A 26,257-nucleotide genomic window follows, 5' to 3' on the forward strand; every position below is an offset into this window, starting at 1 on the left:
CGGAATGCCGGACTACAAGGTAAACTTCAAGGAACTCAAAGCGCGTGTCGGTGTGACCGATGTGGCTTATGCCCTCGGCTACCGCCTTGACCGCAAGGCCGGTGTGGGACGTTACATCGAACTGGTATTGGGTGACGGACAGGAGAAACGTGACACCATCATCGTCAGCCATCCCAATGACAGGAGTGCCCAAACGTTCTTCCGCCGGGACGGCTCCAAAGGGGATGTACTTACGCTTATCCGTGAGAATCTGGATGCCTTTTTCGTCACCGGCAAGGACGATTGGCAGAAGACTGCCAAGGTGATGGCGCGTTTCGCCAATATGCCGGAACCGGAATACCATGAGGATTGGGAATACCTGAAATCTGCCAAAGCTGCATCAGTTTTTGATGCCTCACGCTATGAAGTGAGGCAAATAGACGTGGAGCGCATTCCTCAGATCTTCCGCCAACGGGGCTTGTCCGATGAGACAGTCAGGCGTTTCGCGGCGTTCATTTTCCTTGTCCGGGACAAGCGGAACGGGAATTTCGACGGCTACAACATCGGTTTCCCCTATACCGGTGCGGACGGCCAGGTGAAGGGCTACGAGATACGCGGCTACGGTGGCTACAAGTCAAAGGCGGCAGGCACGGATTCCTCTTCGGCGGCATGGGTGGCCGACTTTTCCGGCGGTAATCCGGAAGCGGTCAGGTGCGTATTCTTTTGTGAGTCCGCCTTCGATGCGATGGCTTTCCACCAGATGAACAGAAACCAGTTGCACCCGGATGTGGCATTGGTCTCCCTCGGAGGGACATTCTCCGACAACCAGATAACCGGTGTGATGAATCATTTTCCTAACGCCAAGGCTTTCGACTGTTTTGACAACGACATTGCCGGGCGCATCTACGGTCTTCGCATGATTGGCTTGCTGGAGGGCATCCCGATGAAAATCAGCAAAACGGAGGGCTACCTGCAAGTAGAAGCCGGAGGCAAGAATTTTACCGTCAATCCGGGAAAGGCGTTGCCCTCACAGCTTGCCGCACATCTGCCCGTCCATTATCGCACCGGACAATGGCTACCGCCCAAGGCGTTCAAGGACTGGAACGACTGCCTCTTGAACAAGCCGGTGGCTCCGGTTCTCGTCCCACGCAAGGAGGAACGCGACCGGAATCTGGCGGAGCGGAGAAAAGGTAATCTCAAAATGTAACGTAACATGGAACATATATGAAAGCAATCAGACTGAAAATGGCCGCCGGGGCGTTGGCCCTGTGGTTGGCCGGAGGCCATACCGTTCCGGCGTTCGCCCAACAGATAGATCCGGCACTGGCCGGTGCGGTGACGGCACAGACGCTGGAACTGAAAAGCCTGCACGACAAGCGCAGGAAGACGCAGGAGAAGATAATCGCCGCCGAAGCCGCCGTGACGGTCGCCCTCGACCGGGTGCACAGCGTGGAGAATAAGATGCTGGAATACCTCTCCAATGCGCAGGGTGCAGTACAGAACCTTTACCAGATCAAACGTGCAGGGGAACTGGTGACGACCGAGATACCGCAGAACTGCAACCTGTTGCTCAAATCGGTGGGGAGCAACCTCAAGGGCACGGCGATAGCGGCCATCGTGTCGGACGAGCTGACGGACGCGGCCACGCAGATGGCGGCGCTCTATCCGTTCATGAAACAGCTCGTGACTTCGGGCAGTTACGATGTGACAGGGGCTGACGGGAAGAGCGAGAAGCACAAGGTCAACCTGCTGGACTCTTCAGAACGCTATTACATCGCCAACGAGGTGGTGACCAAGCTTGAAACCATCAACACCGATCTGTTCATCCTGGCCTGGCAGGTGCGCACGCTCTCGTGGAACGACCTCTGGTTCTCGCTCGACCCGGAAGGATGGGCCAATGTGATGTCCGGCAAGAACATTATCGGAGGCATCGTGGCCGACTGGAAGCGTGGATTCAATTAGGATTTTATCATCAAAATAGTGTACCATAATCATACAGCAATGGAAACAGAAAAGAAAATCATCGGCCGCTGCCCCTTGTGCGGCGGCAACGTGGTCAAGACCTGCAAAGGGTACCGCTGTGAGCATAACATCGGCGACAGCCTCTCTTGCGTACTGAACATCAACGCCATCATCGGCAACCGCAAGATGGCGGACGCGGAGGTGGCGGTACTGTTGGAGAAACGCCGCATCCTGCTGGACGGCTTCGCCAGCAAGGAGGGCAAGACATTCCCGACCGTGCTGGAACTGACCGACGACGGCAACATCCTGATGCAGCCGGTCATCGGCAGGTGTCCGCACTGCGGAGGGGAAATCCGTGTGGGAAGCCGGGCATTCAACTGCTCCAACTATGCCAACCAAAACGCTCCCTGCTCCTTCGCCATCTGGCGCAACATCGGCGGACACCAGCTCACTCTGGAGGAAGCCGGGGAAATCTGCGAGAAGGGCATCACTTCTTCGGAACTGGAGATGTACCGTGAGGACGGCAGCATCTACCGCAAACGGCTCGGCGTGTCGCCGGACAAACTTCAAATTGTGAAGATATGAGACCGGGGATGAAGATTGGGATAATACTCGCCTCCATCGTGCTGTTCTGGAGCGGCGTGTTTTGTCTTGTCTGCTGTTCGGACAATCTGAATGACCGTGCGGCGGACATGGCCGAAAAGGCATTGAGGGCATCGGTGGACAATCCCGAATCCATACGGATATTGGCTGTCAGCAAGCCGGATTCCGTGTTCGGGCATACCTACATCACGCAGGAGGAGAAGATGGCCCTTTCCATGGCCATGGTGGAAATCAACAGGAAGGTGATGGAAGCGACAGACGGGCTTGAGGACTTCGACCCGGACGACAAGGAGACGGCCGCCCTGATGGAGCGGCAGATGTCGGCCATGTCGAGCCTGAGGCGGCTGATGGACTTCGGCGGCCCGCTTGACGGGAGTCCGCAACCGTTCAGCGGCTGGAAGATCAAGGTTGACTTCGAGGGCGTGGACACGGACGGCCGAAGTTATCATTCCGAATACTGGTTCATCCTGGACAAGGAGGCGCAATGCGTGGTGAAGTCGTTTGAGATACCCTTGCCGTAGAAGGCTAAGAATTTTATTCCTGGATATATTGAAATCTCGGTGTCATCGGTTATGGCATCGGGATTTCCTGTTCTTGAACCTATGGGCGTTCCGCTCCGGCAGATTTTCCGCTACAAAGCAACGGAAGGCCGTGGCGGCGGCGAACGACGCTCCTCTTGCCTGCGTGGAAAGCGTCCGGCAGCCTTCCGCGATTTGTGCCAAATCGGGTATTCCGGCCTCTTTCCACTGGTCACGTCCGCCTTTTGCCCCTTGCGCCTTCCGTCATGCCGTACCGTAAAATCCCGGAGCGGAAGCCGCAAGGCTTCAAACAAAAGGGAAAAAGATTAGAACTTCAAAATTCAGACGTTATGGCAATAAAACTCATTGACAGAGAGGAAAGTGTCAGCTACAAGGGCTGTATTTATGAGCTTACCTTGTTGTGGGACAGGGAAAGCGTCCGCAAGTGCTTCTGCGGTATGCCGCCGTTTTTCGCCCACATCCGCAAGGACGGAGCAAACTTCGCTATAATAGATTGTTATTCAAACGACAATGAGCGGTTTATCGTAAAGAAGTTCATGCCGTCCTTACTGGCAAGGCCGGACTGGCAGGTGCGCTTCGACAGGGACATCAACACCATACCATTTTTGGAACTGCTGGCAGGACTGCCGATTTAACCGTATGGATTTTATCAACGTAAAAACAAGGACATATGAAAGGAACAGAACATTTCAAGGAGATTATCAAGAGTTATCTTGACCAGAGGGCAAAGGAAGATGAGCTTTTCCGTGCCAAGTATGAAACCACGGCACGCACCATTGACGATGTGGTGACTTTTATCCTACACGAAGTGAAAAACTCCGGCTGTTGTGGTTTCTCGGACAGCGAGATATATTCAATGGCGGTACACGCCATAGACGAGCCTGACCTTGAAATAGGCAAGCCGTTGCAGTGCAGTGTGGTGGTTAACCATCATATTGAACTGACGGAGGAGGAAAAGTCGGAACAGAGGGCACTCGCGCTCAAACGCTATCAGGACGAGGAGCTGCGCAAGATACAGGCACGCAATGCGAGGCCGAAAGCCCACAAGCCGCAACCGGAGAGCCAACCGACATTATCACTCTTTGACAACTTTTGAGCATGAAACCGAGGAACAGATTTGAAAAGGCGGTGGCGGCTTCCAATGGGAAGCTGACCGCCCTCAGCCCCAAAGCTGTTGAATGGGCTGTAAGTAATGTTATTGTACATATCGCATTCCGCACGTCCGGCCATAACTGCACGTGCGGTGACTGCGGAGCGAAGTTTGACCATAAAGGGAAAGGCAAAACGGTATGTTGCCCTCATTGCGGACACCGCTTGCAGGTAAGGGACACGTTGAAGCGCAAGGAAGTGCAGTCCGCCTATTTCTCTTCCCTTGAGGTGGTGGACGGCTTGCAAGTTCAGCGTGTGTTCCTGCTGAGAGCCGTATGCCGGAAAGGAATGATGTTGAAAACGTCCTGCATGGAGGTGTGCCGCCTGTGGCTCAATGCCGAGGGCAGAATTGCGGTGACATCAAGGGCGAGGACTTTGGGCTGGTATGTGGACAGCTTTAATTGGTGTACAGATATTGACTTGAAACTTTTGTCCGAGGTGCATTGGGTGATTTCCGACACATACGTTTACCCCCGTTACAAGGTGCTTCCCGAACTGAGGCGCAACGGCATGAGAGGCAGGCTTCCCGATGATTGCCATCCGGCAAGGCTGATGAAGGCGTTGCTGACGGACAGCCGGATAGAGACGATGATGAAGTCCAAGGACTTGCAGGCCGTGGCTTACTTTGTGAGCCGTCCGCTGGATTTGGACACGTGCTGGCAGTCGTACAAGGTGGCCGCACGACATCATTACCACCCGTCCGACTACGGCCTGTGGTGCGATACCGTCCGCTTGTTGGAGCAATGCGAAAAGGACATCCATAATGCTAAGTATGTCTGCCCTATAGACCTCAAAGCCGCCCATGACCATTGGCTGGACAAAAGGAACAAGGCGGCGGAGAAGCGCAGGAGTCAGGAGCAGATGTTGAGAGCCAAGGCGAAAGAGACGGACTTCTATAGGGAAAAGTCCCGCTACTTCGGGATTGTCATCAGCGACGACGACATTGAAATATCTGTGCTTGATTCCATAGAGGCTTTCCAAGCAGAGGGAAGCAGCCTTCACCATTGCGTGTTCCAATGCGAGTATTACGCCAAGGTGGACAGCGTTATCCTGTCGGCACACGACCGCCAGGGCAACCGCATCGAGACCGTGGAATTCTCGTTGAGCCAGGGCAAGGTCATACAGAGCCGGGGGCTGTGCAACTCCAACACGGAATACCACGACCGAATTGTAGGACTTGTAAACGCCAACGCCTACCGCTTCCTGGAGGCGAGGACACCGGCATAATTCCTTGAAATGTTCAGACCCCGACCTGCGCCGTGAGGTGTTGGTCGGGGTAATGTATTCCTTTGAGGTAAGAATTGTGCCGTTCTACTCCTTACTATTGTTTTCCTCCTCTATCAGGGCATTGCGATGATAACCGTGCCGCACAAAAGAGTCCACAAAAATCAATTCCTTGTACCATTCCCCTTTTTCATCCTTTTTATTTTGGAAGCGGAAAAATCCTCTGACGAATATTTCATTGTCATTCACAATCTTGCGGAACCACCTCGAATCCATTACAATTACTTCCTGACCGCTCTCATTCCTGACCTTTTCTTTGCTTTTGTACCCCAAAATCTTATCATCCAATTTAGCGGTTGTTCCAACGGGTACGATGATTGTTTCTACCTTTACATATTTTTTAACGGCAAGATATACCATCAATTTGTTAGCCAACCTCTCATAAATTTGTTCCCGTTCCTCCTTATTCCCGGCAAAAAGCTGGTCATCTGCCGTCAATGTCGGCCACGTGTATATATGCCGTACATTGTCCTTGGTTGATTCTATGTAAAAATACATATACAGGTTGCTAATGCCGCCATCCTCCCTGAACAGCCACACATGCAATGTGTCTTCTCCAAATCCATAAACAATCGTCCCGCAGTCTCTGGAAAGGAGTATGCCACAGACATTATCCTTGTAGAACTCTTGGAAAAGCTGATGGTCAATGCCGTAAAATGATTTTGCGCTTTTCTTCATGACTACCTCAAAAGAGGGCATGAGAAGTTCGGGTAAGCCCCAATCCGGTTGTGTCTGGCGGACATCAGACAGGAATTTCAGGCCATTGGCCAAATATCCAAAATGTTGCTTCTTGCTCAGCATGGGCACGCCGAATTTTCCTTCATCTTCCACGTTGTCAATATTGAGCAGCCAAGATATGATAGGTCGTTTGCGGATTATCATAAGCTATTTATATTATAGGTTCAACTTGCAATGGCAGGAATAGGTTTAATCTTTCCTGTAAGAGTTCGCCACGGTTTCTTTTAATTCTTCGTCAGGAACTTCCTTGCAAAAAATGTAATATACTGTTGTGCTGGTTGAGCTTGCTCCTCCATATGCGCCTACAAATCCGCCCCCAGTGGTAACAGATTTCGTATCGACTAATTCCCATCCTTGAAGAGACATATAATTCAATGCCCCTATCAGGGAGTTGAATTTCAAATCTTTGCCATCAGTTCCCTTGACAGTTTGCGGCTTTCTGTCTGTGCCATCATCAAGTTTTATGGAATTTTTCTTGTATTCCATCTCTACATACAGTTTTTTAGCACATGCAAGCTGTGCTGTCAAAAGTAACACTGCCAATAACACGAAAACCTTTCTCATAATGAATTTAATTTAATGGTACATTTATAATTGAATGTTGTTTTACTCATATATCTTTGATTTTCAATGGTAAGTATAATTTGTAGAGAACACGTTATTCTTGTTGTAGCTTTTCTATCATCCCTCCTGAGATTGATAAGATATTGTCAATCAATAGGATTTCATTTGTCTCTAAAATGACAGTTCTTTCCAACTCATCGTACCTCCGTATTACTCCGGTAATTGTGATATTTCTGCCGCCGTCTTTTAACGTGTCAGGAATAAAATAGATGAATGTAAGATTGGAACGCTCACCGATATGGCCAATGGCATAGGTCAGACGCCTGGACAGTATCTCCTGTTCGTCCGATGACAGTATCTGCCTCGGTGTGGTCTGCCGTGCGGTCTCAGCTATCGCCTCGTCATGGCCGGTCAGAGCGGCGAAGGGCGCAAACTGGGCGGCACGGTTTATCATCGGCATCGGCTTCCGGGTCTTGGAGACATGGTGCGGCAGGTGGATGATGTCGTCATATCTACTCATGGTGTCCTCCTATCTGCTGGTTGCGTTCCCGCTGGGTGGCTCCGTCCGCATAGTTCAACCCTTTGAGGATGGCGTTCTTGCCGAACTTCTTCTTTATCTGCAGCACGGCTTCCTGGCGGCGGCGTTCCCTAGCCAGCATCTCTTCTTCAGCTTTCTGTTCCTTTTCCTGCTTTTCGTAGTCGGTGAAAAGGTCGAGCTGCACCGCTTTATTGTCTGGCTGTATATCCGCCTCGTGCATAAGATGGTTTGCCGACAGGGTGATGCGGCGTACCAGCAGGTCGGGGTTTACGATGCGGTCGAACAGTCCGCCGGCCTTTTCCATGAGGATTGTTTCGGAAGAGGTCGGACGCTCCATGTTTACTGTTCCGTGAGCATGAACCGGGACTTGTCTGCCGTAGCGGTCGGTCGCTATTTTGCCTTGATACTTTTCCCGGATATCCCTGTCCGTCAGCGATTCGGTGTCATAGCCGATGGTCAGCACAAGCTGGTCGGTCACCAGTTTCTTGTCAACCAGGTCGAGTGAGACACTGTCCGCCATTTCCAGTACCACATTCCGTGCCTTGACTGCCGTATAGGGCGACTGGAGCACCTGTCCGCTGCTGACTGAGTTTGTTTCCGGACGGTATGCCTTTATCAAGTCCATAGTCACAGGTTCCCATCCCCAGGCATGGTCTATCAGCAGTTCCGCATTGACCCCGAACAGTTTATACAGCAAGTCCTCACGCTCAATGGAACAGCGGGCGATGTCGCCCATTGTCAGGATGCCGTAGGTGGCCAACCGTGCGGCAATTCCACGCCCCACGCGCCAGAAGTCCGTAAGCGGTGTATGCTCCCACAACAGACGGCGGTAGGTCATCTCGTCCAGTTCCGCGATGCGCACGCCGTCCTTGTCGGCGGGCATTTTCTTGGCCACAATATCCATTGCCACCTTGCAGAGATAAAGGTTCGTGCCGATTCCGGCGGTGGCGGTGATGCCTGTCTCGGCCAGCACCTCCCGGATGATTTTCATGGCCAGCTCGTGAGCCGTCATCCGGTAATTCTTCAGGTAGGATGTCACGTCCATAAAAACCTCGTCGATGGAATAGACATGGATGTCCTCCGGGGCGATGTGGCGGAGATATATTTCATAAATGCGTGTGCTGTATTGGATGTAATGCGCCATGCGTGGCTGTGCCACCAGATAGTCCACGGCCAGCTCCTTGTGTGCGTCCAGTTCCTTTTTCGAGTGCGATTTCCCGGAGCGTCCCCGCTGCCGGTTCACCTCACGCACCCTCTGCACCACCTCGAACAGCCGTGGCCTGCCGCCGATTCCATAGCTTTTCAGCGCAGGCGACACGGCCAGACAGATGGTCTTTTCCGTCCGCGACGGGTCGGCCACGACCAGGCACGTGTTGAGCGGGTCAAGTCCCCGTTCCACACATTCTACCGAGGCGTAGAATGACTTCAGGTCAATGGCTATGTATTGGCGTTCGGTATTCATGTTTATTTGTCTCCTTTGTCATAACCCACCGTAGGTTCGGCGGCAATGGCTGTTTCATCCTCCGGATTTCCCAAGATGTAGGGGCGTATCTGTTTGGGTGATACGGATTGCCCCAATGCCGGGTTCAACCGTTCTTTCAGCCTCGTGTTGCGTTTCAGCACCGTCATGTTGCGGATGGCAAATGCGAGTGCTTTCTTCGTGCCGATGAGCACGCATATCTTCTTGGCACGGGTGATACCCGTGTAAATCAGGTTGCGTTGCAGCATCACATAGTGGGTCATCAAGACGGGCATCACCACGATGGGATATTCCGAACCTTGCGACTTGTGGATGGTGGTGGCATAGGCCAGTGTCAGCTCGTCCAGTTCGGAAACATCGTATTCCACGATGCGCCCTTCAAAGTTGATGTATAAGGTGCGCTCTTCTAGATCGACTGATTCTACGAAGCCCAAGTCCCCGTTGAAGACGTCCTTGTCATAGTTGTTCCGCAGCTGCATCACCCTGTCGCCCTGACGGAACGAATAGCCGCTGCGGTTTAGCGACACGCCCGAAGGGTTCAACGCCTGCTGCAAGGCCATGTTCAGATTGGCCGCGCCTACTATTCCCCGTTGCATGGGTGTCAGCACCTGGATGTCGGCTGTTTTCCGGTGATAGGCTTTGGGCAGGCGGTTCTTCACGAGGTTCACGATTTCCTCGGCTACCTTCTCCGGGGCTTCCTGTTGCATGAAGAAGAAGTCGGTGTCCTTGCCGTTGCTGGTATCGGGGAAACGGCCCTGGTTGATGGCGTGGGCACTCATCACAATGCGGCTGGACTGTGCCTGCCGGAAGATGCGCGTCAGGCGGATGACGGGTATCTTTTCACTGTCGATAATATCGCGGAGTACGTTGCCGGCTCCCACGCTGGGTAATTGGTCGATGTCGCCCACCATGACGAGGCGCATGGAAGTGGAGACCGCCTTCATCAGATTGTTCATCAGGATGATGTCTATCATGGAACATTCGTCCACGATGAGCGCGTCGCCTTCCAGCGGATTCTCTTCGTTGCGTTTGTAGCCGTCCTTCGGATTGTACTCCAGCAGGCGGTGAATGGTTTTGGCCTCCATGCCCGTAGCCTCGCTCATCCGCTTGGCAGCCCGTCCGGTGGGAGCGGCCAGCAGGATGCGTAGCCCCAGATGTTTCAGTGCGGCGATGATACCTTGGGTCGTAGTGGTCTTGCCTGTGCCGGGCCCGCCAGTCAGCACCATAACCTTGGAGCGAAGGGCTTCCCCGATGGCCTGCAACTGCACCTCGTCATACGTGATGCCCGTTTCCTTGGACAGTTCCGCTGCATTGAACCGGGTCGCAAAGAGATTGCTTTCCGACTCACGGAGCAGGGCAAGCAGACGGTTGGCCGTGCCCACCTCGGCAAAGTAGAACGGAGGCAGGTAGATGGCTTCATCCTCTATCTTCAGGTCTTCCGTCCGTGCCATGTCGGTCAGGGTTTTGCGGATGGAGTCCTCATCCGCTTCCAGCAGACAGATGGCGGCTTTCACCAGCTGCTCCTCCTCGGCATACACGTGTCCCTCATTGGCCAGTTGGTTCAGGGTGTAGATGATGCCGCTCTTGCAGCGACGCAGGTCGTTCTTCTCATATCCCATCTTCCCTGCGATTCCGTCAGCTGTCTTGAAGCCGATGCCCCAGATGTCATCCGCCAGGCGGTAAGGGTTCTCTTTCACTTTGTCGATGCTCTCCTTGCCGTATTGGCGGTATATCTTGGCTGCATAGGCCGTGCTTACCCCATAGCCTTGCAGGAAAAGCATCACGTTCTTGATGTCCTTCTGCTTCTCCCAGCTCTCGCGGATTTTTTCCACACGCTTCCTGCCGATGCCCGGCACTTCATACAGCCGTTCGATGTCGGTCTCTATCACCTCGATGGTATCCAGCCCGAACTGCTTCACAATGAGTTGGGCGAACTTCGGCCCGATTCCTTTCACCAGACCGCTTCCCAGATATTTCTCAATGCCATAGACAGTGGCAGGCATCACTTCCTCCCAAGTCTGACAGACGAACTGGCTGCCATAACGCTTGTCAACCTTCCAGTCACCTTCGCACAGCAGCACGCTTCCGGCAGGCACCTCCAACAGGTTGCCCACCAAGGTCACAAGGTCGTCATAACCTTTCACCTTGACTTTCATGACAGAATATCCGTTCTCCGGATTCTGATAGGTGATGCGTTCCACTACACAGCGAAGTTTGGGCATAGGCGTTATTTTTTGAAGAATAAATCTTTTAATTTGGCAATACAATCTTCAGACAGTTCTTCTTCCGGTTGGCAAGAACCGATTTTACAGTTGCTCAAGAAGTTTAGTTCCTGCAAGTCAACTATAATCGGCCCTTTGACCAACGTCAGTACATACGGGGCGCAATCATCAACCATGTTCAGCTCCTCTTCCGGATTCTCCAAGAAAAGCATGGCATCCTCGCCTATGGCAATTGTGTGCATCAGGTAGAGTTCAGCATCCGCTCCACATTGGTGAATGAATACCACCTTGTCACCTTTTCGGGGTAAATCTCTTTCCCAAGGAGGGAAACCACCCCAACGGAAATGTGTGATACCATCTTGATAAAGAAATTCCAAAAGGTTTTGGCAGGAACTGTTATCCATCTTTTGTACATACCAACTTTCCGTACTCTCTATCTTGCTTTTAATATAGATGGTCATACGTAAGCGTTCATCGTAAGTTCCATTATCCTTGACAGTGGTAAGTTCCGCAGTAAAGGCGTCACCCCATCCCATATCCATCATTTTCGCCACCATTTCGTTTTCCTTTCGTGGTACATAGCCGATGATGCAATCAAAGTCAAAATTTTCCGTATCACCTTCCATATCATCGGCTAATGCCACGGCCACCGCATTGCGGTCATGCTTATTGGCGCGCTCGCGAATCAAGACTAGCTCCGCACCTTCATACAGCTCATCCCAAAAGTCTTCCGGATGATGGAAGTTCCAGCCGGCAACAGCACATTCCTTGAAAAACGCCCTTTTCTTTTTGGGTTCGGGAAAATTGGACATTCCTTCAGGAAGCGGTACAGGCATACCTTCTGTAATTTCTATTTTGTCATTGTATTCGGGTGGGGCAACATCACCTTGTAGGGCAATGAGGTCATTGTCCGTATCACCGCCCGGATTGAAGGTGTCAACCATCTCCTTCATCTGTCGGTCAAGTTCAATATTTTCAATACCTTTCTCCTTTAATTGCCTTTGCAGGTCTTGCAGTTCAGTGTCACATTTGGGGCATGTGCCAGCGCAATCCCCTTCGTGGCGGCATTCTGCTGGCTGATAGGTCAATCCATACTGCGTGGCTATCCGCTTTCGGATTTCTCTGAGCAAATTGCATTTATCCTTTCCGTTCATGTTGCAGTCCTTTTGTTTGAGGGTGATATTTTGATTCTCTTTGAAGGTAGCGTACACATTCAAAATTCGTAAACCCCATTCTTTCCAGTTCATCAAGGCTGTAGTCCACATCCTTATCCGTATTATAACCAGGAATAAGGGGGACTTTCACGGTGATATCCTTCACCCGGCAGGTCTGGAGCAGTACGCTCAGTGAGTGGTCACGGATACAGCTCGGTTGCCCGGTATATCGTTCGTAGATGACATGGTTGATGTCCTTTATATCCACTATCCAATGGTCTACTATCGGTGCGAGTTGTCGGATGGTGTCTTCAGGACAGTAAAGTGAGGTTTCCAATGTGATTTTCCAGACATTACCGCATATCCGACGAAATTCCTCTATGAAACTGGCGTATCGGGTCGGCTCGCCGCCCCCAAAACAGATGCCACCTCCCGTTGCCTGAAAGTAAAGGTCGTCTACCTTCACACGGTCATAAAGTTCATTGACATCCAATTGTATGATTTCTTTTTTCAACGAAAGGCCATTGTTGCCATACGAATAGATTTCCTCATGACAGCGGTTGTTCAGACAGTAGGCACACCGAAGCGGACAACCCATGAAACAAACCAACGTAGTGATTCCATGGCCGTCCGTTCCCATCCGTAGACGGTCTATGGCAAAGATGTGAGCCAGACGAAACGCTTGATGCTTGTCCGATGATTTCATAGTGAATGCTACTTATTTTATCTTATTGAGTTTTTCTCTCACATCCATCAATGCGAACCCAAGCAGGTTTTCTCCTTTCCATGAACGGGGGTTCCTGCAGTCTGGGTCATCTTCTTTCATGCCAATCCCCCAAACTGTATCGTAGGGGCTGGCTTCCACCAATATCTTATCTCTTGTGCCAAGCAGAAAGACTTTCAGCTCTTCATTATCCATGAATTTGTGCAGATTGCCGGTAATGACAATTTCCATACGATGCTTTTGCCATTTGTATTCGTCAAAATTCCGCACTTCTCTACCTAATGCCTTAATCTCTTTCGGATCTGTAGATGCCAAGATTCTTTTTCTTGTATCTTCATCGCCCATGATTCGTGCCTTTTCTGCCATCATGAACTGTTCCGCACAGTTGTAATGGATACCATTTACGGTAAACCTGCAAGGGAACCATTGGCTGAGACAGGCTTTGGTCGTTTCACCCGGCTTGCCGTGATGTCCCCAAAAGAACAAGAAATCCGGATTGGAAATATCATAGAGGTCTTCTTTCCTTAATCCTCCATTCACATTCGTATAGTCTAAAGTGCGGTACCATTCCCTGAAACTATCCAAATTCGCGAAATCACCTCCCCAATGAAGCCAGCGGTTAAGCAACAGGGCTTTCATCGACATGGGCACACCGTCATCCGGGCATAAGTCGGCAAGTCCGCAATGTTTGTAATAATCCAAATCCTCTTCTATGTGAGGATGGTCTTGTGGAAATAGATTGAACTTCACCCAGCATCTTTCATAATTAAACAACATGCCCTTCATCTGTGAACGAAAAGGACATAATCGCTCTCCTTTATAATAATGGCACTGTTCCAGCAGCATCAGCTTCTGTGGTGGAAACTCGGCCGACATATACATTCCGAACACCCATTCTTTATTGACCGGTTGGTGCATGAGGTCATCAGTAAGTACCACTCCTCTTTCAAAGTCTTCGCACAGACCATACTTTTCAAAGTGTTCGTGCCAATCATAATGGTCATAACTGCCCCACAACAGTTCAAAATAGTGCTGATGTTCCCAGATACCGTGAGAAAGCGTACCTACGGAATAGGGGTTCTTTGCTTGCATCCGCTTTGCCAACACGTCAATAGCGGCCTTGCTTAACGGACGGCTTTGCATGATTACCTCCTCAAACGATTCCGGCAACACAATGTTTTCTTCCACTATCGCTTCTTTGAACAAGGGAGCGATGTCCTCCGCCTTGAATCCGGCTATTCCGCAACCAATGGGAGTCACCAGAAAAGTCAGTTCCTTGTGTTCCTTGGCAAAAGCAATGAACTCATCCACATAGGGGCGAATGGTTTCCACGCCACCTTGCATGGTCGGTATGGCATAGCATTGACCTTGCAACCCTACACCATTGCCCCAGATGGCACCGAACTTTTCGTATGCCATACGTGCCGCTCCTCCACCGTGCATTCCTTGCAGATTACTTCCGAATACAAAAATCTCATTCGCCCTTAGGTTCGTGATTCTTTCTGGTGTATATGTGGGTCTGAAGTATTCCATATTTGTTCAATTATTGGTTTCGTTTTGGGTATGGTTGATGGACACATTGAATGCCTTGCAACGGCGGTTCTGCTGGTTGGCCCGACTTAGGGAGAAACGGCCGAACTTTTCATAGATGTCCAGTCCGCGCCCCAAAGTGATGGTCCATCCCGTGTCGGTCTGTATCATGCGGTCGTGGTCGGCCTTGAAGTCGTAGGTGAACTCAATGCCCAGGGGCAGCAGTTCATCGGCCAGGTCGTTGAAGCTGTCTATTACTTCCGCCACCTTCTCATCGTCCTCGTTCTGTGTACTTAGGTGAATCTTGATGGTGTCCTGCACGGATGTCACGTCGCGTACCATCTGGATAAAGTCCACCAAGTTGTCTATCTGGTAGGGTTGTCGAATAAACGGGTCGGTCAGCCAGATTTCCTTGGCCGTGCGCAGATAGTCGCCAAACAGCCCCTTATAGGTAATGCCTCCCTGGTTCTCGCGGACGGTGATTACCTTGGAAGCCAAAGCGGGGATGCGAGGACGTTTTCCCTTGACGGCAGCGGATGAGGTTTCGGATGCAGCTTCCTCCGTGCTTTCCTCTTGCTCCGAAGACGGATGAGTGTCGTCTTGATTTTGGTCCGGGGTATTTTGAGGACCAAACTCCAGACCCTCCAGCGTTTCCACTTTCACGGTTTCTCCCGTAGGCAGCCAGGTGTAGACAAACTTGGCCGGCTCGGCATTGAACGTCTCGTCAATGGCATACAGCTGGTCCTTCACACGCTTGCGTCCCTCGGTGGCAAAGTCGATGATTTCCCGTGCCTCCTCATCGGTCATCCGTCCGTCGGGATAGAGCAACTTGCTGAATCCGGAAAAGGTCTTGCGGATGGCCAGATGGTCGCGTTCGGACAGCGAGCCGTCAAATCGGGCGTACTCCTTCAGTGCCGATGTGCGGTCGTCATTCCGCAACTCGTGCAGCACGGCGGCTATGTAGTCCGTTATCAGCCCGTATCCGGTTGAAAAGCTGTTCTTCTTCAGAATCCTGATTTCCCATCCGGGATTATACAAGTGGATGCGGTCGAGGAAGGCTCCTTTGATGAAAGACGTGGGAATGGACTCAAACAGGTGTGAGTTTTTCAGCATATACGGCACGGTGTGCTTGGTGTTTCCCACGAACACCATCGATGCGCTGGCTTCATGCGTTCCCTTGCCCCGATTGAACGACTTGTTGGCCAGGTAGTTCTGCATGGTGTCTATCAGCACGGCATCCACGTTGCGGCCTTTCTGCTGCTCAAATTCGTCCCATGCTACCACGTCCCAGTAGCCCACCAGTCCCAATATCTCCTTGTTGCCCTGCATCTTGACAAACAGCCGGGCAGAGGTTACATCACCTCCGCTGACCAGCACACCGTAGGGCGACAGTTCCTGGAACACGTGGCTCTTGCCCGTGCCTTTGGGTCCCAGCTCCACGAAGTTGTAATTGTTCTCCACATGAGGCAGCAGCCGTGCCAGCGTGATGAATTTCTCGCGGCGGTTCATCACCTCCGGGTTCAGGCCGACCGTGTGCATCAGGAAGTCCAGCCATTCCTCTGTGGTGAAGTTCCGGCGTTGCTCGATGTATTCTTCCAGGTCGATGTGGGAAATCTGTATGGGTTTCAGGTTCTGTATCTCCCAACGTACCTTGACCTCTTCGCCTGACACATAACCGATGGTGACAATGCACCACACGCCGTTGCCCGACAGCAGCTTGGGGTTTTTGCGGACATATTCCGTCCCGATGGGCACTCCCGACAGACCTAGATTGGCGAAGGTGGCGTTGTACTCATCACTCCGCTCGTTGAGGGTGACGGTCACCTTGTCTATCACCCTGTGCTTGCCATGTTCGCGGATGACGCCTTTGATGCTTTCCGCCTCCGCACGATGCACATAGTTGTTCCGGATCACCTGCTTGACTTTCTCCAGTCCGTCGTTGATGATTTCCTCGTCATCGCTGGCGCAATACTGTCCCAGCAGATACTCCAACACGTAGGTAGGCACCGGCAGTCCGCCTTTCACGAGGAAAGCCAGGTCCTTCCGCACCACCTTGCCGATGAAGGCATCCAATATCTTTTGCTGCAGTTCCATCATTCAAAGTCAAAATCGTTTTCAATTAAGGTATTGTTCGTCACATTCTCTTTGATGAGCGGATTCAGGTCGTCCGCTGCGTCAAACACTTTCAGTTGGAGCACCTTGGCGTCCACGTTCCGGTTCAAGGTCAGGTCCACCTGAATCTTCCGGTTGTCCAGCGACGGGTCGGTCTTGTCCAGCAGGATATCCTTGACAGGTGTGACCGGCTCGTCGTTGTGATACAAGGCCACGCGGATGTATCTTTCCTTCATGTCCATGGAAACAGCCTCCGTCTGCAACAGCTTGAAGCGCAGCCGGGATGCCTGGATGGACAGTTTGCGGTCGAGCACCATCACCCCCACAGGCTGTTTGTTGTCATCGCGCTCCTGATGACATATTATAATAGGTATGATTAGTTCCTGCATGGAAGCTCCGCCATGCGTGAACATATATCCCCCGGAAGGTGCCGCCAAGCGATTCGTTCCCTGCGGCACGGCCACATACATATCGCTTCCGTTCAAGATACCCGACACTTCACTGAGCGGAAACTTCACCATCCCCGTGGCTTCGGCATCCGAGCGGGTCAGATAGTAACGGGTGCTGCGCTCAATGGTTTCCTCTTCTATCTTGTGCTTGTCTTTTTCCGCAAAGTCGATGTCATTGAACAGGAAACCGTGGTCGCTGGTGACATACACTTCCGTGACGTTGTAGCTTGCGAGGATTTTGGGAATCATCGTGGCCAGTTCGTTGATGGCTTCCCGGCATGCCTGCGTCACTTGCTTGGCCGTACCGTCGTGTCCGGCCTTGTCTATCGTGTCGTGGAAGATATACACCAACGGATGTTTGAATATCTCGCGGTTCTTCTGTTGGTTGTATTCCGCTACGGTTTCAAACGGAACACAGATGGCTCCGTCCTTGTATCTTTGCAAGTGTTCCGAGCGTTTTTCGGTGGTGCTCAGTATATGGTCGTCTACTGACATATTCTGACTGTCCTCTTGTCCATAGAGTTTCAGCTCCCGGTGGGGTAAAAGCGCCGGTTTGCCGTATTTGGTCTCCGTGGGCAGCATGGCCAGCATGGCTTTCAGCGTGGCGACATGCTTGGACCGGGCCAGTTCGCCTATCAGTTCTTGCGCCACCTCGTAGCGCAGGGCGTCGCTCACGATGACGGCCACTTTCTTCTGCATGGGCCGGATGCGCTTCTCATAGAAATCTTGCTGACGGGACAGGTGTACTCCGCCCATGCCTCCGGTTTCCTGAATGCAGCGAGTCCATTCCTGATTCATGCGGTTGTTGAGCTTGCTGTAATGCAGGTCAAGACTGTGCTTGGCCTGCTGGATGTCGGGGAACAATCCGCACGAAGGGTCCACCTTGAAATACTGTTCGGTGGCCTGCCGGTAAAGCTGGTCCAACACGTAATAATCCTCCTGATAGCGCATCACGTATTCGTTGGGCGTGTTGAGCGTGAGCGAGCCGAGTGCCAATGCTTTCTGGTAGTATTGCGCCACGGTCAGGCAATAGTCCATGGCCGCTGCCGTCATGCCGCGTCCGTTCAGCTTCAGCATCAGGTCTTCTATCCGTCTGATGACCGCCTCCGGCTCGGTTTCCATCTTATCCTTGAGCAGTCCGGCCACGATGGGCTGGCAGAGGCGTGGCGGCACGAAATAGTAGTTGGCGTCCGTTCCGTACCAGCGTATCAGTTCATCATCGCGGACGGCATCGCCCAGTTCGTCCATCACCTCCAACAGCGCGTCCGCCGTCTTTTCCTGACTGAGTGCCAGTTCCAAGAGGCGGTTCATCTGTTGCAGGGCAAGGGTGTTGTCTATGCGCCATTGCTTATAGTTATCCGCTGCCACGGGGGCAAGATTCTGCACGATAGCGTTGTATTTCAACACCTTCACCACATCAGCCACTTTTTCTTCCGTATTGTCATCGATGGTTGTGCCGAAAATGTCTGCCAGCTTCCGTCCCAAGGCTTCGACTGCATCCTTGCATTTGCGCAGCTTCACGAAGAAGTCCGTCCGCTTCTGTTGCTCCGCGTCCCGTCCCAACAAGATGACGCGCAAAAGGATAGCATCCCATTCCAGGATGCGCTGCACGCCCATGTAGCTGCTGATGAATCCTCGGACCAGCTTGTCGGTCGTGATGCTCCGGTCCTGGTAATAGGGGGCGAACAGGCGCAGCATCCTTTCCGACTGCAACGCCATGATGTTCCTTTCCACAAAGCGCATCATCGGCTTGTCCGTGTCGGGTAATCCGTACTGTTGCATAAAAGCGGTATAATCTTGGCTTTTGTATTCCATATTGGCCGTCAGCACGTCGAGCAGCGGAAAATTCTCCCTCAACGATTTCTTTTGCAAAGGGGACTCCTGATGGAAGTATAACACCACCCGGTCATCGGCCCAGGCGTTGTCCAGATTGTACTTCACAGTGAACCAATCCCCCTGGAAGTCCACAAAGCGGTAGCCTTCCTTCCACTGCACCTCGCGAAGCTCGTCGGCCAGGAACTCGTCATTAAAGATAAAGAGGACTTTCAAGTCAGGCTCTCTATCAAAGTAATTGTATATTTTGTCTATCGCGCTCATTTCTTCCGGTATTTTTGGTTCATGTCGGAAGGTCTTTCTGGTATTGTTCTTTCCAAATACCCTGCTTCAACCAAGTCCGTAATATAAGTTTGGATATTCTTGCTATGATAACTTACCCCGGCTCTTTCAAGTATTTCACGACTACTACGAGGTACGTTGCAATAATTGACCACATCCTTTTGCTTGGGAGTGAGTTTCATCCGGCGAGTGTCAGGGGTCACACCAAAAGTGTCAGGGGTAGCCTCATTTTTGCCAGGGCGAGTGTCAGGGGTCACATCAAAAGTGTCAGGGGTAGTCTCGTTTTTGCCGGGAATAGTGTCAGGGGTAGCCTCGTTTCTGCTAAGGATAGTGTCAGAGTCCGCCTCTAAATTAGGATTCCTTTTTATCGTAATCAAAAACTCATGTGTCCTTTCGTCATTCTTGAACTCTACTTGCAGTCCATCTTCCAAGGCACGCTGGATACCCGTACCAGCTCCCGTATAAGGCAGGAGATAGATGGCATTGTTGAAAAGGAAATTGTTACGGGGCATGGAGGTGCCGTTGGTTATGTCTTCCACTTGCAAGCCGTTGGGCAGGATGCCGGGACTGTGTATCTCCACCCGGTTGTCAAAAATGAATATACGGATAGGTGCATTCCAGTTCAGAGAGCGGTGAACAAGGGCATTGACCACAAACTCAACCAGGCTGCTATAAGGAATTTCGAGCCTGCCCAACGAATTAAATTCTTTCTCCACCTGTACGTTTTTAAGATTCCGGGTAAAGAAAGCCATGATGGTTTCAAACTGATGCAGCAGGTTTCCCTCCATATCCGCATCGTTCACTTTGTCACGGAATTGCTTGCCGCCTATATGGTTCCCGACAAAACTGATGCACTTAGCCGTCATGACCGGCAGCCAACGCTGGGTGTATTTACCGAACAGCAGCATGGCGGCTACGGTCAGACTTCCGTCCGGACGAATAAATCGCAAATTACGCATCAGTTTGTTCAGGTCATGTCCCTTGGCAATGGCATTGGCTATGTCGTCAAGAGAAGCCTCATGGAAAGCGTCGCCGACCAGACCTTTCTTTTCCAATACAATGGAAAAGCGGTTTTGCAGGAATACTTTGAGAGTGTCTTCATCCAAGTCGTCCAGCGTAGCATCTTTCACCACCGCTTCGTCCGGAGCGAAACTGCCACATTCGGACATCATCTCCGCCAGTTCAGCATTATCAAACACCTTGCGCTTGTCTGCACCGTTCTTTATCCAGACTATGCCTTTATTGTCGTGGTAAGGCTTGTTGTTTCCCTCTTTGATGGTAGCCACCACCACGCTGCCGCCTTCCACTTGAGCCGTGTCAATATCGAGCAAGATGCTTGGAACGACATTTTCCGAAGCGATATTGCCGAGCATGTTGGTCGTTTCTTGCACCTCAGCATACGACAAGGGGTTAAATTCCCCTGTCTTGTCATTGATGCCAATTACAAGCTGACCTCCGCGATAATTACTCATAGCAACTAGTTCGCAGCCTATGTCATATTTGTCCAAGATGCGTTCCTTGAACTGCACCTTGCTTATTTCACCGAGGTCTCTGAGCCGTAGTATATCTTCTGTTGTCATAATCAATTCATTTTAATTATTGCATCCAATGGTTTCATGTCTGGGAACTCTTCAGACATAGATTTTCCTGAAAGTAGTAACAAAAATGTTGGTCTATCGTAGTGAAACTCTATAAAAATTAGACCATTCTCTTCTTTTTGAATATTTGTAATTTGGCAAGAATTAAGTATTCTATATCCAAATGGAATATTAAAGGTTCGATTATTCAATTCATACTTAAATACCCTTTCGTCTGTTGTTACAATAGAAATATGGTCATTTACTTTGAATGATTCAATAAGTTCTCCTCCTTTTTCTGTTTTCGTAGAAAAATTGAGTCCATCTTTATCATCACAACGAACATTTATGGGTTCTCGGTACAGATATGAACATATGTATGCTGCAATCCGCCAACTTTGTTCGGTACATTCATTATAGACTTTGAATTTTTTTCCGATAGCCAGTTCTATTCGTTTTATATCTTTGTAATACCGTTTAAAACATTCATAATTATTATCCTCAAGACTTTGTAGTGGACTTGTTAAATTTAATGGAAATTTTGAAAGCTCTTGAATAATAAAAGCTTCATTTGCAAATAAAGCACATGGCACCTCTATCCACTTTATAGCATTATCGTTATTCTTATATTGTTTCTTGAAGTCAAAATTAAATGTAACTGTTGCAGGAGAACCTTCTTGAAAAACATGAAGTTCTATTCTCATAAAATAAACGTCGCAATCAACATAGAATCTTATCGCTTTATCGTTCAAAAGATAAACCTTTGCCGTAACTGTTTCAAGAAAGTCTCTCGATGGAATTTGGAAAGTTAAATCAAATTTTTTTTCAACAGGAGAAACAAGAATTTCTTTAATATCACTTGTGAGGACTACGCCATTAACAAGGTGTTGACATTTCAGTAGATTTTCTCCCGCAATTCTAAAACAAGGTCTTTGTGGGAAGAATTGATTCGATACAAGTTCTCCATCCTTTTCAAAATCGAGATTTTTCAGTTTTTCACCAATTTCAGCCTTAACAGACATCTGTATTTGATGTAGCAACGGCTTTTCGGTTGTCGATTCTACATTTTTTATAGCATTATTTCCTTGAACAGGAGTTTGAACTGTGGGAAGAATCTGATAGGATTTTAAGAATCGTGTGCAAGTTTCTCCGGAAATATATTTATTTTTGAAGTCCTCAGTAATATGCTCTTTCAACTCCTCTATAAGTTGCGTCAAAAAAACATTGGCTACGGCATCAAAATAATGCACCTTCAATTCTTTCAGCTTTTCCTGCTTTTCTGGTGAAATGCCTGGAGCAATTAAAAACATTTCATTTTGATTGTTTCCTTGTGCATCTGAAACCTTTTGGATTATGTCAAGTATGTTATTGTCTTCAAGGCTATATCCAATAAATAGAATATTCTTTGTTGCAAACTCAGTCTTTACCAAATCCCACATTATCGGATTTTTACTGGCAGTAAAAAACTGTTTATAGTCATCGGAAGTAATAACTACCGAATCAGGATCTGTAAAATCTCCATGGACTTTTACAACGGTAAAAGGCTTATTCATATAAGCACAATCAGCATCATTTCTGACCACGCAAACATCATTCTTTGCATAAGAATCTTCTAGTAGGGTGTCATAATTTGTAGTAAAGATTCTTCTAAAGTGTGGAATCTTTGCTAACAAATTATGGTCATCCATACATGTAGGCTCAAAATCAAAAGCCTTTCTCAATATCCTCATCAGCGGATTCCTACTGCCTAAATGGATTTCATTAACAAAAAAGTTTGATAAATCAGCAAGACTATCATTTTCATGGGATTTTCTTTTTTCTGTATCGTAAATTCTTTCTAAAATAGACTTTTGGAGATCCCAAACAGATGGGGCACCGGCTTCCTTAGAGAAACCAGCGCCTATAAATAGCGATACTTGTTCGCGTCTAACTAATGAGATAAGCTCTTCAAACATACTTTTTCCTATTTATTTCAATTTCGCCAACACATCTCCGAACTTGGCATAGTTCACCACCACACCATCGTCCAAGTCGAAAGCTATCTGCTCATCGGCCACGGTGTGCAGGCGGTCGTGATACTCGCGGCACTCTGCAAGCTGCCGTGTGATACTGTCTAACTGCTTGCGCTCACGGGTATTGAGGTTGGCGGCATTGGCTTCCATCTCTGTTTGCTGCTGCACCAGCCACTCGATGTGAGGAAGGAGGTATTTCGTGCGTATGCGCTCTGCTGTGTAGGCGTTCATGCGGTGCATGTAGGCCAAGCATTGGAAAGCACCTTTCTTTGAAGAGAACAGCCAGTATATAGGGCGGTTCTGGTACATCTTTTTGTGGTCTTTCCAGAAGTCTTTCACGAAATAGTCGTCAAGGCTCTTGCCTAAGGCGGCTTCTACACAGTTGAGATTGTCCACCAAGGTATCTTCGCCGAAGGCCACCACGAGCCAACGCTTGAACATCACCGTGGCATTATCTGCAAAGTCTGTATCGCTGGGCATCAACGGCAAAATGCCGTCCTCGTCAATGCTCCATTGCTTCCCGTTGAAGGTATAAGCAGCTATTTCTTCAGCTGTAGGTTCAGGATGGGCTATGTGCAAACCGGGCTTGTCAAGACGATAGCGGCCCAGCATACAGCCTACGGCATAGCTGATAAGCTGTTTCACGATAACATCATTTTGCCATACAATTTGCCCGTTCTCAATGTATATCTCTCCTTGTTGCAGGATGGTGATTTCCTCCAGCGGCACGTCGGGCGTCAGTTCATCCTCCAGGCCGTATATCTCGATAAACTGGCGGTTCAGCTCCTCCTCGTTGGCATGAAGCTGAAGGAACTGCTCCGTCCAATGCTCCCGATAGGCATCCATCAGGTCGGACAGGCGGTGCGAACCTTCGCCCTGCTCCTTGCTGAGGCGGACAAGTTCGTTCTCTTGGAAGTCCCAAGAGGTTTCGTGAGCGTCCCAGTCTTGCTTGGAGATGGAGATGTTGGTACTTACAATATTCCCAATTTGTTTATTGTTTAGCACCGCCTTTGCTAAAGGTAAGTTTCCAACATCACCAGGTTGATAATTTATAGTAGGTGCTAAAAGTACAAAATACTTTTTTGCAACAACCGAATTTATAAATCCCCCTATAGCCAAAAGATTATTATTTGCAAATAGTGAACTTCCTCCATTGTCGAATAAGGCACCTTTAGGGCTATACCGTGAAGAGAATATACCTGACGAAATAGAGTTCCATGTAAAAGACTCCTTAAACCACTTATTTCTATTGCGTAAAGTTGGCTTTTTAATTTTCCATGTTAAACGAGAAGATAATTCAGTATCAGAGCCATTCCAACGTAATAAATATTCTCTATTTCCATACCATCTTCTAAATGCACCGCCTTTATTATAGGGAACCCACCTTCCTAACCCATCATTCACATCAATGTTATTTAAACTTACTTCTTGCCATAATCGTAAAAAATATTCATTTTCGCCTGTATCAATGCCCTTGCAAGGATTAGCAAAATCAGAGATTGTCCCTTGGTAAAATGCCTCAATCATCTTCTCACTCACCCAATACCCAATCGGGCATCCTGGAATCTTCTCGAAGTTCTGTTGGGAGACGTGGGGGTAGCAGATACGGTTACCTTCTTCTGAATAAGGCAGAGAAGTAACATCTTTTGTATATTCCTTAAAGTTGTACTTAAAGTCATGGTCTGCCAATGTCTGCTCAAAGAGCATACGAAGGTGTTGTTGGTCGAACTCTTGGAATGTGCGTTCAATCAATCGGAAATACGTACCGTATGTCTCCTTGCTCTCTGCATTGACTATCACAGCCGATGATGCGCCAAAGTCAGCCCCAAATACACCTCGACTAAGATGCAGAAGCGAGTCAATCGTTTGATGTTCTATGATTTGTTTTCTCAAGCCTTCAAACGTACTGAGAAACATCCACGATGGCGGTATGATAAAGCTATACCGTCCGTTCTTCTGCAAGAGTTGCGGCATCCTTTCCACAAAGACAGTAGCTAAATCGGCTTTGCCTTCCGGGTAGTTCTTCTTCACATAATTAGAGAGCACGGCATTCATATTGCCACCACCCATATAGGGGGGATTCATCACCAAAGCGTGATACCGTTCCGTCAATGCCAGGATGATGCGCATGTAGGGCAGCAAGCCACTTACACTCTCACCGGGCATCGTTTGCTGTTCGTACTCCTCCGTGCGGACAGCAAGGATGTTGCGTGTGCGCTCCGAGAGGCCGAACTTCATGATGCTGCCCAAGTTGTCCGCCTCGTCCATCAAGCATACAGCATCGGCCAGTTCCGCAATGGCCTCGCCGTTGTCCGTCATTATATAGTCGGCCAACGCACGGGTCAGATGCTCCTTATCGGGATAAGGCTGCGGCATGTCCAGCACACGCGGCATGCAATGGCAGTCGGCAAAGGAGGCATCGCGCTGGCAAGCCTTCAACAGCAGGGCGAACTGTGCTAACTGCTTGGCGCGGGTGTCGATGTCGACGCCCGTCAGGTTGCGGCGGAAGATATTTTCTATGGCCTCGCGGCGGCTGTAGCCCTCATTGATATATAAGGTATAAAGCATGTCGAACATCTCTCCCAGGATGTGGCCGGAACCACAGGCCAGGTCGGCCAGGCGCAGGTCGGTCAGGTCGCCGTAACGGAGGATGCGGTCGTCCGGGGTAGGCTCGGAGGGATTCACCAGATATTTCCAGTCCTGCGCTGCTTCCGTCTCGTAGGGATTGTTGTCCAAATAGATGCGTCCCACGGTGTTCTGCACCATATACTTCACAATCCAATTCGGCGTGAATATCTGCGTGGCGGCAGGAATCTCGCTGGCGGTGAATTTCCCCTTCGCGGCAAACACCTCGTCCTTCTTCTCGGCGATGTAGAACTGGTAGAGCCAGCCGATAAGTTCGCTGGAGCGGTAATCCTCCTCGGCGATAAAATCCGTGTGGTTGATGAGGTCTACAAAACCGCCCTCGGCCAGAATATTGGCCGGCAACAGCAGCTCGGTGTAGTCGGCGATATGGCCGAAGCAGCGGTGGAGGATGGGCGTGGCATGACAGAAGGCCACGATGAGCAGGCTGAACTGTTCCGTCGTCCGACTGTCATCGTCGAGCAGCGGCATCAGGCGGCTCCGCTCCTCCTCGTTCATCTGCGGCAAGCGTCCCTGCCGTGCCTCGCTCACGATGAGCGGCACGTAGACACCGGGACTTTCGTATTGGAGTACAGGCGGTATCAGTCCGTTCTTGGTCATGATGCGGATGGCCATCAGGCGGTTAAACCACGTATAGGCAGCTTCCTCCACCACGTCCTTCAGTCCGTGCCGACGGATGGCGGCGGCCAGTGACTGCCACTTGTGGTAGAAATCTTCCGTCACGGTGTCGCCCATGAAGGTGGCGCCGCCGCCCAACAGTTGCGGCTCTTCCACGGGTGTGCCGTCCGGTTGGAAGCCGAGGGCGGTGAAGCGATGTGCCACACCCTGCATCAATATATTGCGTGCTTCGGTTGCGAAGCGTTTCAGTTTGTTCGTTTCCATA

20 protein-coding genes and 1 pseudogene are annotated in these 26,257 nt (G+C 50.1%); 7 read left to right on the plus strand and 14 right to left on the minus strand.

Features of this window, described 5'->3' with window-relative positions; genetic code table 11:
• The first annotated feature begins 4 nt into the window (after positions 1-4).
• The 7 genes from NW211_RS06265 (at position 5) to NW211_RS06295 (ending at position 5,459) form a co-directional block, all read left to right on the plus strand.
• A complete protein-coding gene (locus tag NW211_RS06265; protein ID WP_258327294.1) occupies positions 5-1,186 on the plus strand; it encodes a DUF3991 and TOPRIM domain-containing protein in 1,182 nt (393 codons plus the stop codon).
• A gap of 17 nt (positions 1,187-1,203) precedes the next feature.
• Positions 1,204-1,941, plus strand: coding sequence for a hypothetical protein (locus NW211_RS06270; RefSeq protein WP_258327295.1), 738 nt, complete (start codon positions 1,204-1,206; stop codon positions 1,939-1,941).
• A gap of 39 nt (positions 1,942-1,980) precedes the next feature.
• Positions 1,981-2,526 (plus strand): topoisomerase C-terminal repeat-containing protein, encoded by a 546-nt coding sequence (locus NW211_RS06275; protein ID WP_258327296.1) that lies wholly within the window; start codon positions 1,981-1,983, stop codon positions 2,524-2,526.
• Positions 2,523-3,065 carry a hypothetical protein gene (locus NW211_RS06280; protein ID WP_125105101.1) on the plus strand — a complete coding sequence of 181 codons (543 nt, stop codon included), beginning with the start codon at positions 2,523-2,525 and terminating at the stop codon, positions 3,063-3,065. The genes NW211_RS06275 and NW211_RS06280 overlap by 4 nt, the downstream gene beginning before the upstream one ends.
• Positions 3,066-3,412: 347 nt before the next feature.
• Positions 3,413-3,718, plus strand: a complete 306-nt coding sequence (locus NW211_RS06285; protein WP_258327297.1) for a hypothetical protein — start codon at positions 3,413-3,415, stop codon at positions 3,716-3,718.
• 35 nt (positions 3,719-3,753) lie between these two features.
• On the plus strand, positions 3,754-4,179 hold the full coding sequence (locus NW211_RS06290) for a PcfK-like family protein (protein ID WP_087207535.1): 426 nt from the start codon (positions 3,754-3,756) through the stop codon (positions 4,177-4,179).
• A 2-nt stretch (positions 4,180-4,181) separates the two neighbouring features.
• Complete coding sequence (locus tag NW211_RS06295; RefSeq protein ID WP_258327298.1) at positions 4,182-5,459, plus strand: PcfJ domain-containing protein; 1,278 nt, start codon at positions 4,182-4,184, stop codon at positions 5,457-5,459.
• A gap of 84 nt (positions 5,460-5,543) precedes the next feature.
• Here NW211_RS06295 and NW211_RS06300 read toward each other — a convergent pair whose 3' ends face one another.
• From NW211_RS06300 to pglX, 14 genes and pseudogenes are all read right to left on the minus strand, one after another.
• Positions 5,544-6,398 carry a hypothetical protein gene (locus NW211_RS06300; protein ID WP_258327300.1) on the minus strand — a complete coding sequence of 285 codons (855 nt, stop codon included), beginning with the start codon at positions 6,396-6,398 and terminating at the stop codon, positions 5,544-5,546.
• A gap of 45 nt (positions 6,399-6,443) precedes the next feature.
• Positions 6,444-6,818 carry a hypothetical protein gene (locus tag NW211_RS06305; RefSeq protein WP_125105104.1) on the minus strand — a complete coding sequence of 125 codons (375 nt, stop codon included), beginning with the start codon at positions 6,816-6,818 and terminating at the stop codon, positions 6,444-6,446.
• Between the two features lie 94 nt (positions 6,819-6,912).
• Entirely contained in the window at positions 6,913-7,338 is a 426-nt protein-coding gene (locus NW211_RS06310; protein ID WP_204428654.1) for a hypothetical protein, read from the minus strand.
• The gene (locus tag NW211_RS06315) at positions 7,331-8,818 is read right to left on the minus strand and encodes a DNA methylase (RefSeq protein WP_125105106.1); all 1,488 of its coding nucleotides are present in this window, start codon (positions 8,816-8,818) and stop codon (positions 7,331-7,333) included. The genes NW211_RS06310 and NW211_RS06315 overlap by 8 nt, the downstream gene beginning before the upstream one ends.
• A 2-nt stretch (positions 8,819-8,820) precedes the next feature.
• Entirely contained in the window at positions 8,821-11,058 is a 2,238-nt protein-coding gene (locus tag NW211_RS06320; RefSeq protein WP_258327301.1) for an ATP-dependent RecD-like DNA helicase, read from the minus strand.
• A 5-nt stretch (positions 11,059-11,063) separates the two neighbouring features.
• Complete coding sequence (locus NW211_RS06325) at positions 11,064-12,212, minus strand: HIRAN domain-containing protein (RefSeq protein ID WP_164511762.1); 1,149 nt, start codon at positions 12,210-12,212, stop codon at positions 11,064-11,066.
• Positions 12,196-12,918, minus strand: coding sequence for a radical SAM protein (locus NW211_RS06330; RefSeq protein ID WP_172774769.1), 723 nt, complete (start codon positions 12,916-12,918; stop codon positions 12,196-12,198). The genes NW211_RS06325 and NW211_RS06330 overlap by 17 nt, the downstream gene beginning before the upstream one ends.
• A gap of 12 nt (positions 12,919-12,930) precedes the next feature.
• Positions 12,931-14,079, minus strand: coding sequence for an NADAR family protein (locus NW211_RS14135; RefSeq protein WP_309249700.1), 1,149 nt, complete (start codon positions 14,077-14,079; stop codon positions 12,931-12,933).
• Positions 14,080-14,469 (minus strand): annotated as a pseudogene (locus NW211_RS06340) (hypothetical protein); the annotation flags it as partial.
• 6 nt (positions 14,470-14,475) lie between these two features.
• Positions 14,476-16,563 (minus strand): BREX system Lon protease-like protein BrxL, encoded by a 2,088-nt coding sequence (gene brxL / locus NW211_RS06345; RefSeq protein WP_343212122.1) that lies wholly within the window; start codon positions 16,561-16,563, stop codon positions 14,476-14,478.
• Positions 16,560-19,076, minus strand: coding sequence for a BREX-1 system phosphatase PglZ type A (gene pglZ / locus NW211_RS06350; RefSeq protein WP_258327302.1), 2,517 nt, complete (start codon positions 19,074-19,076; stop codon positions 16,560-16,562). Before pglZ ends, brxL begins: the two co-directional genes overlap by 4 nt.
• 44 nt (positions 19,077-19,120) lie before the next feature.
• Positions 19,121-20,722 (minus strand): RNA-binding domain-containing protein, encoded by a 1,602-nt coding sequence (locus NW211_RS06355; protein ID WP_204430313.1) that lies wholly within the window; start codon positions 20,720-20,722, stop codon positions 19,121-19,123.
• A 2-nt stretch (positions 20,723-20,724) separates the two neighbouring features.
• Positions 20,725-22,674 (minus strand): SIR2 family protein, encoded by a 1,950-nt coding sequence (locus NW211_RS06360; protein WP_125105111.1) that lies wholly within the window; start codon positions 22,672-22,674, stop codon positions 20,725-20,727.
• A 12-nt stretch (positions 22,675-22,686) separates the two neighbouring features.
• A complete protein-coding gene (gene pglX, locus NW211_RS06365; RefSeq protein ID WP_258327304.1) occupies positions 22,687-26,256 on the minus strand; it encodes a BREX-1 system adenine-specific DNA-methyltransferase PglX in 3,570 nt (1,189 codons plus the stop codon).
• Position 26,257 lies beyond the last annotated feature (1 nt).

This window comes from Barnesiella sp. ET7 (genome assembly GCF_024733785.1).
Taxonomy (GTDB): domain Bacteria; phylum Bacteroidota; class Bacteroidia; order Bacteroidales; family Barnesiellaceae; genus Barnesiella; species Barnesiella merdigallinarum.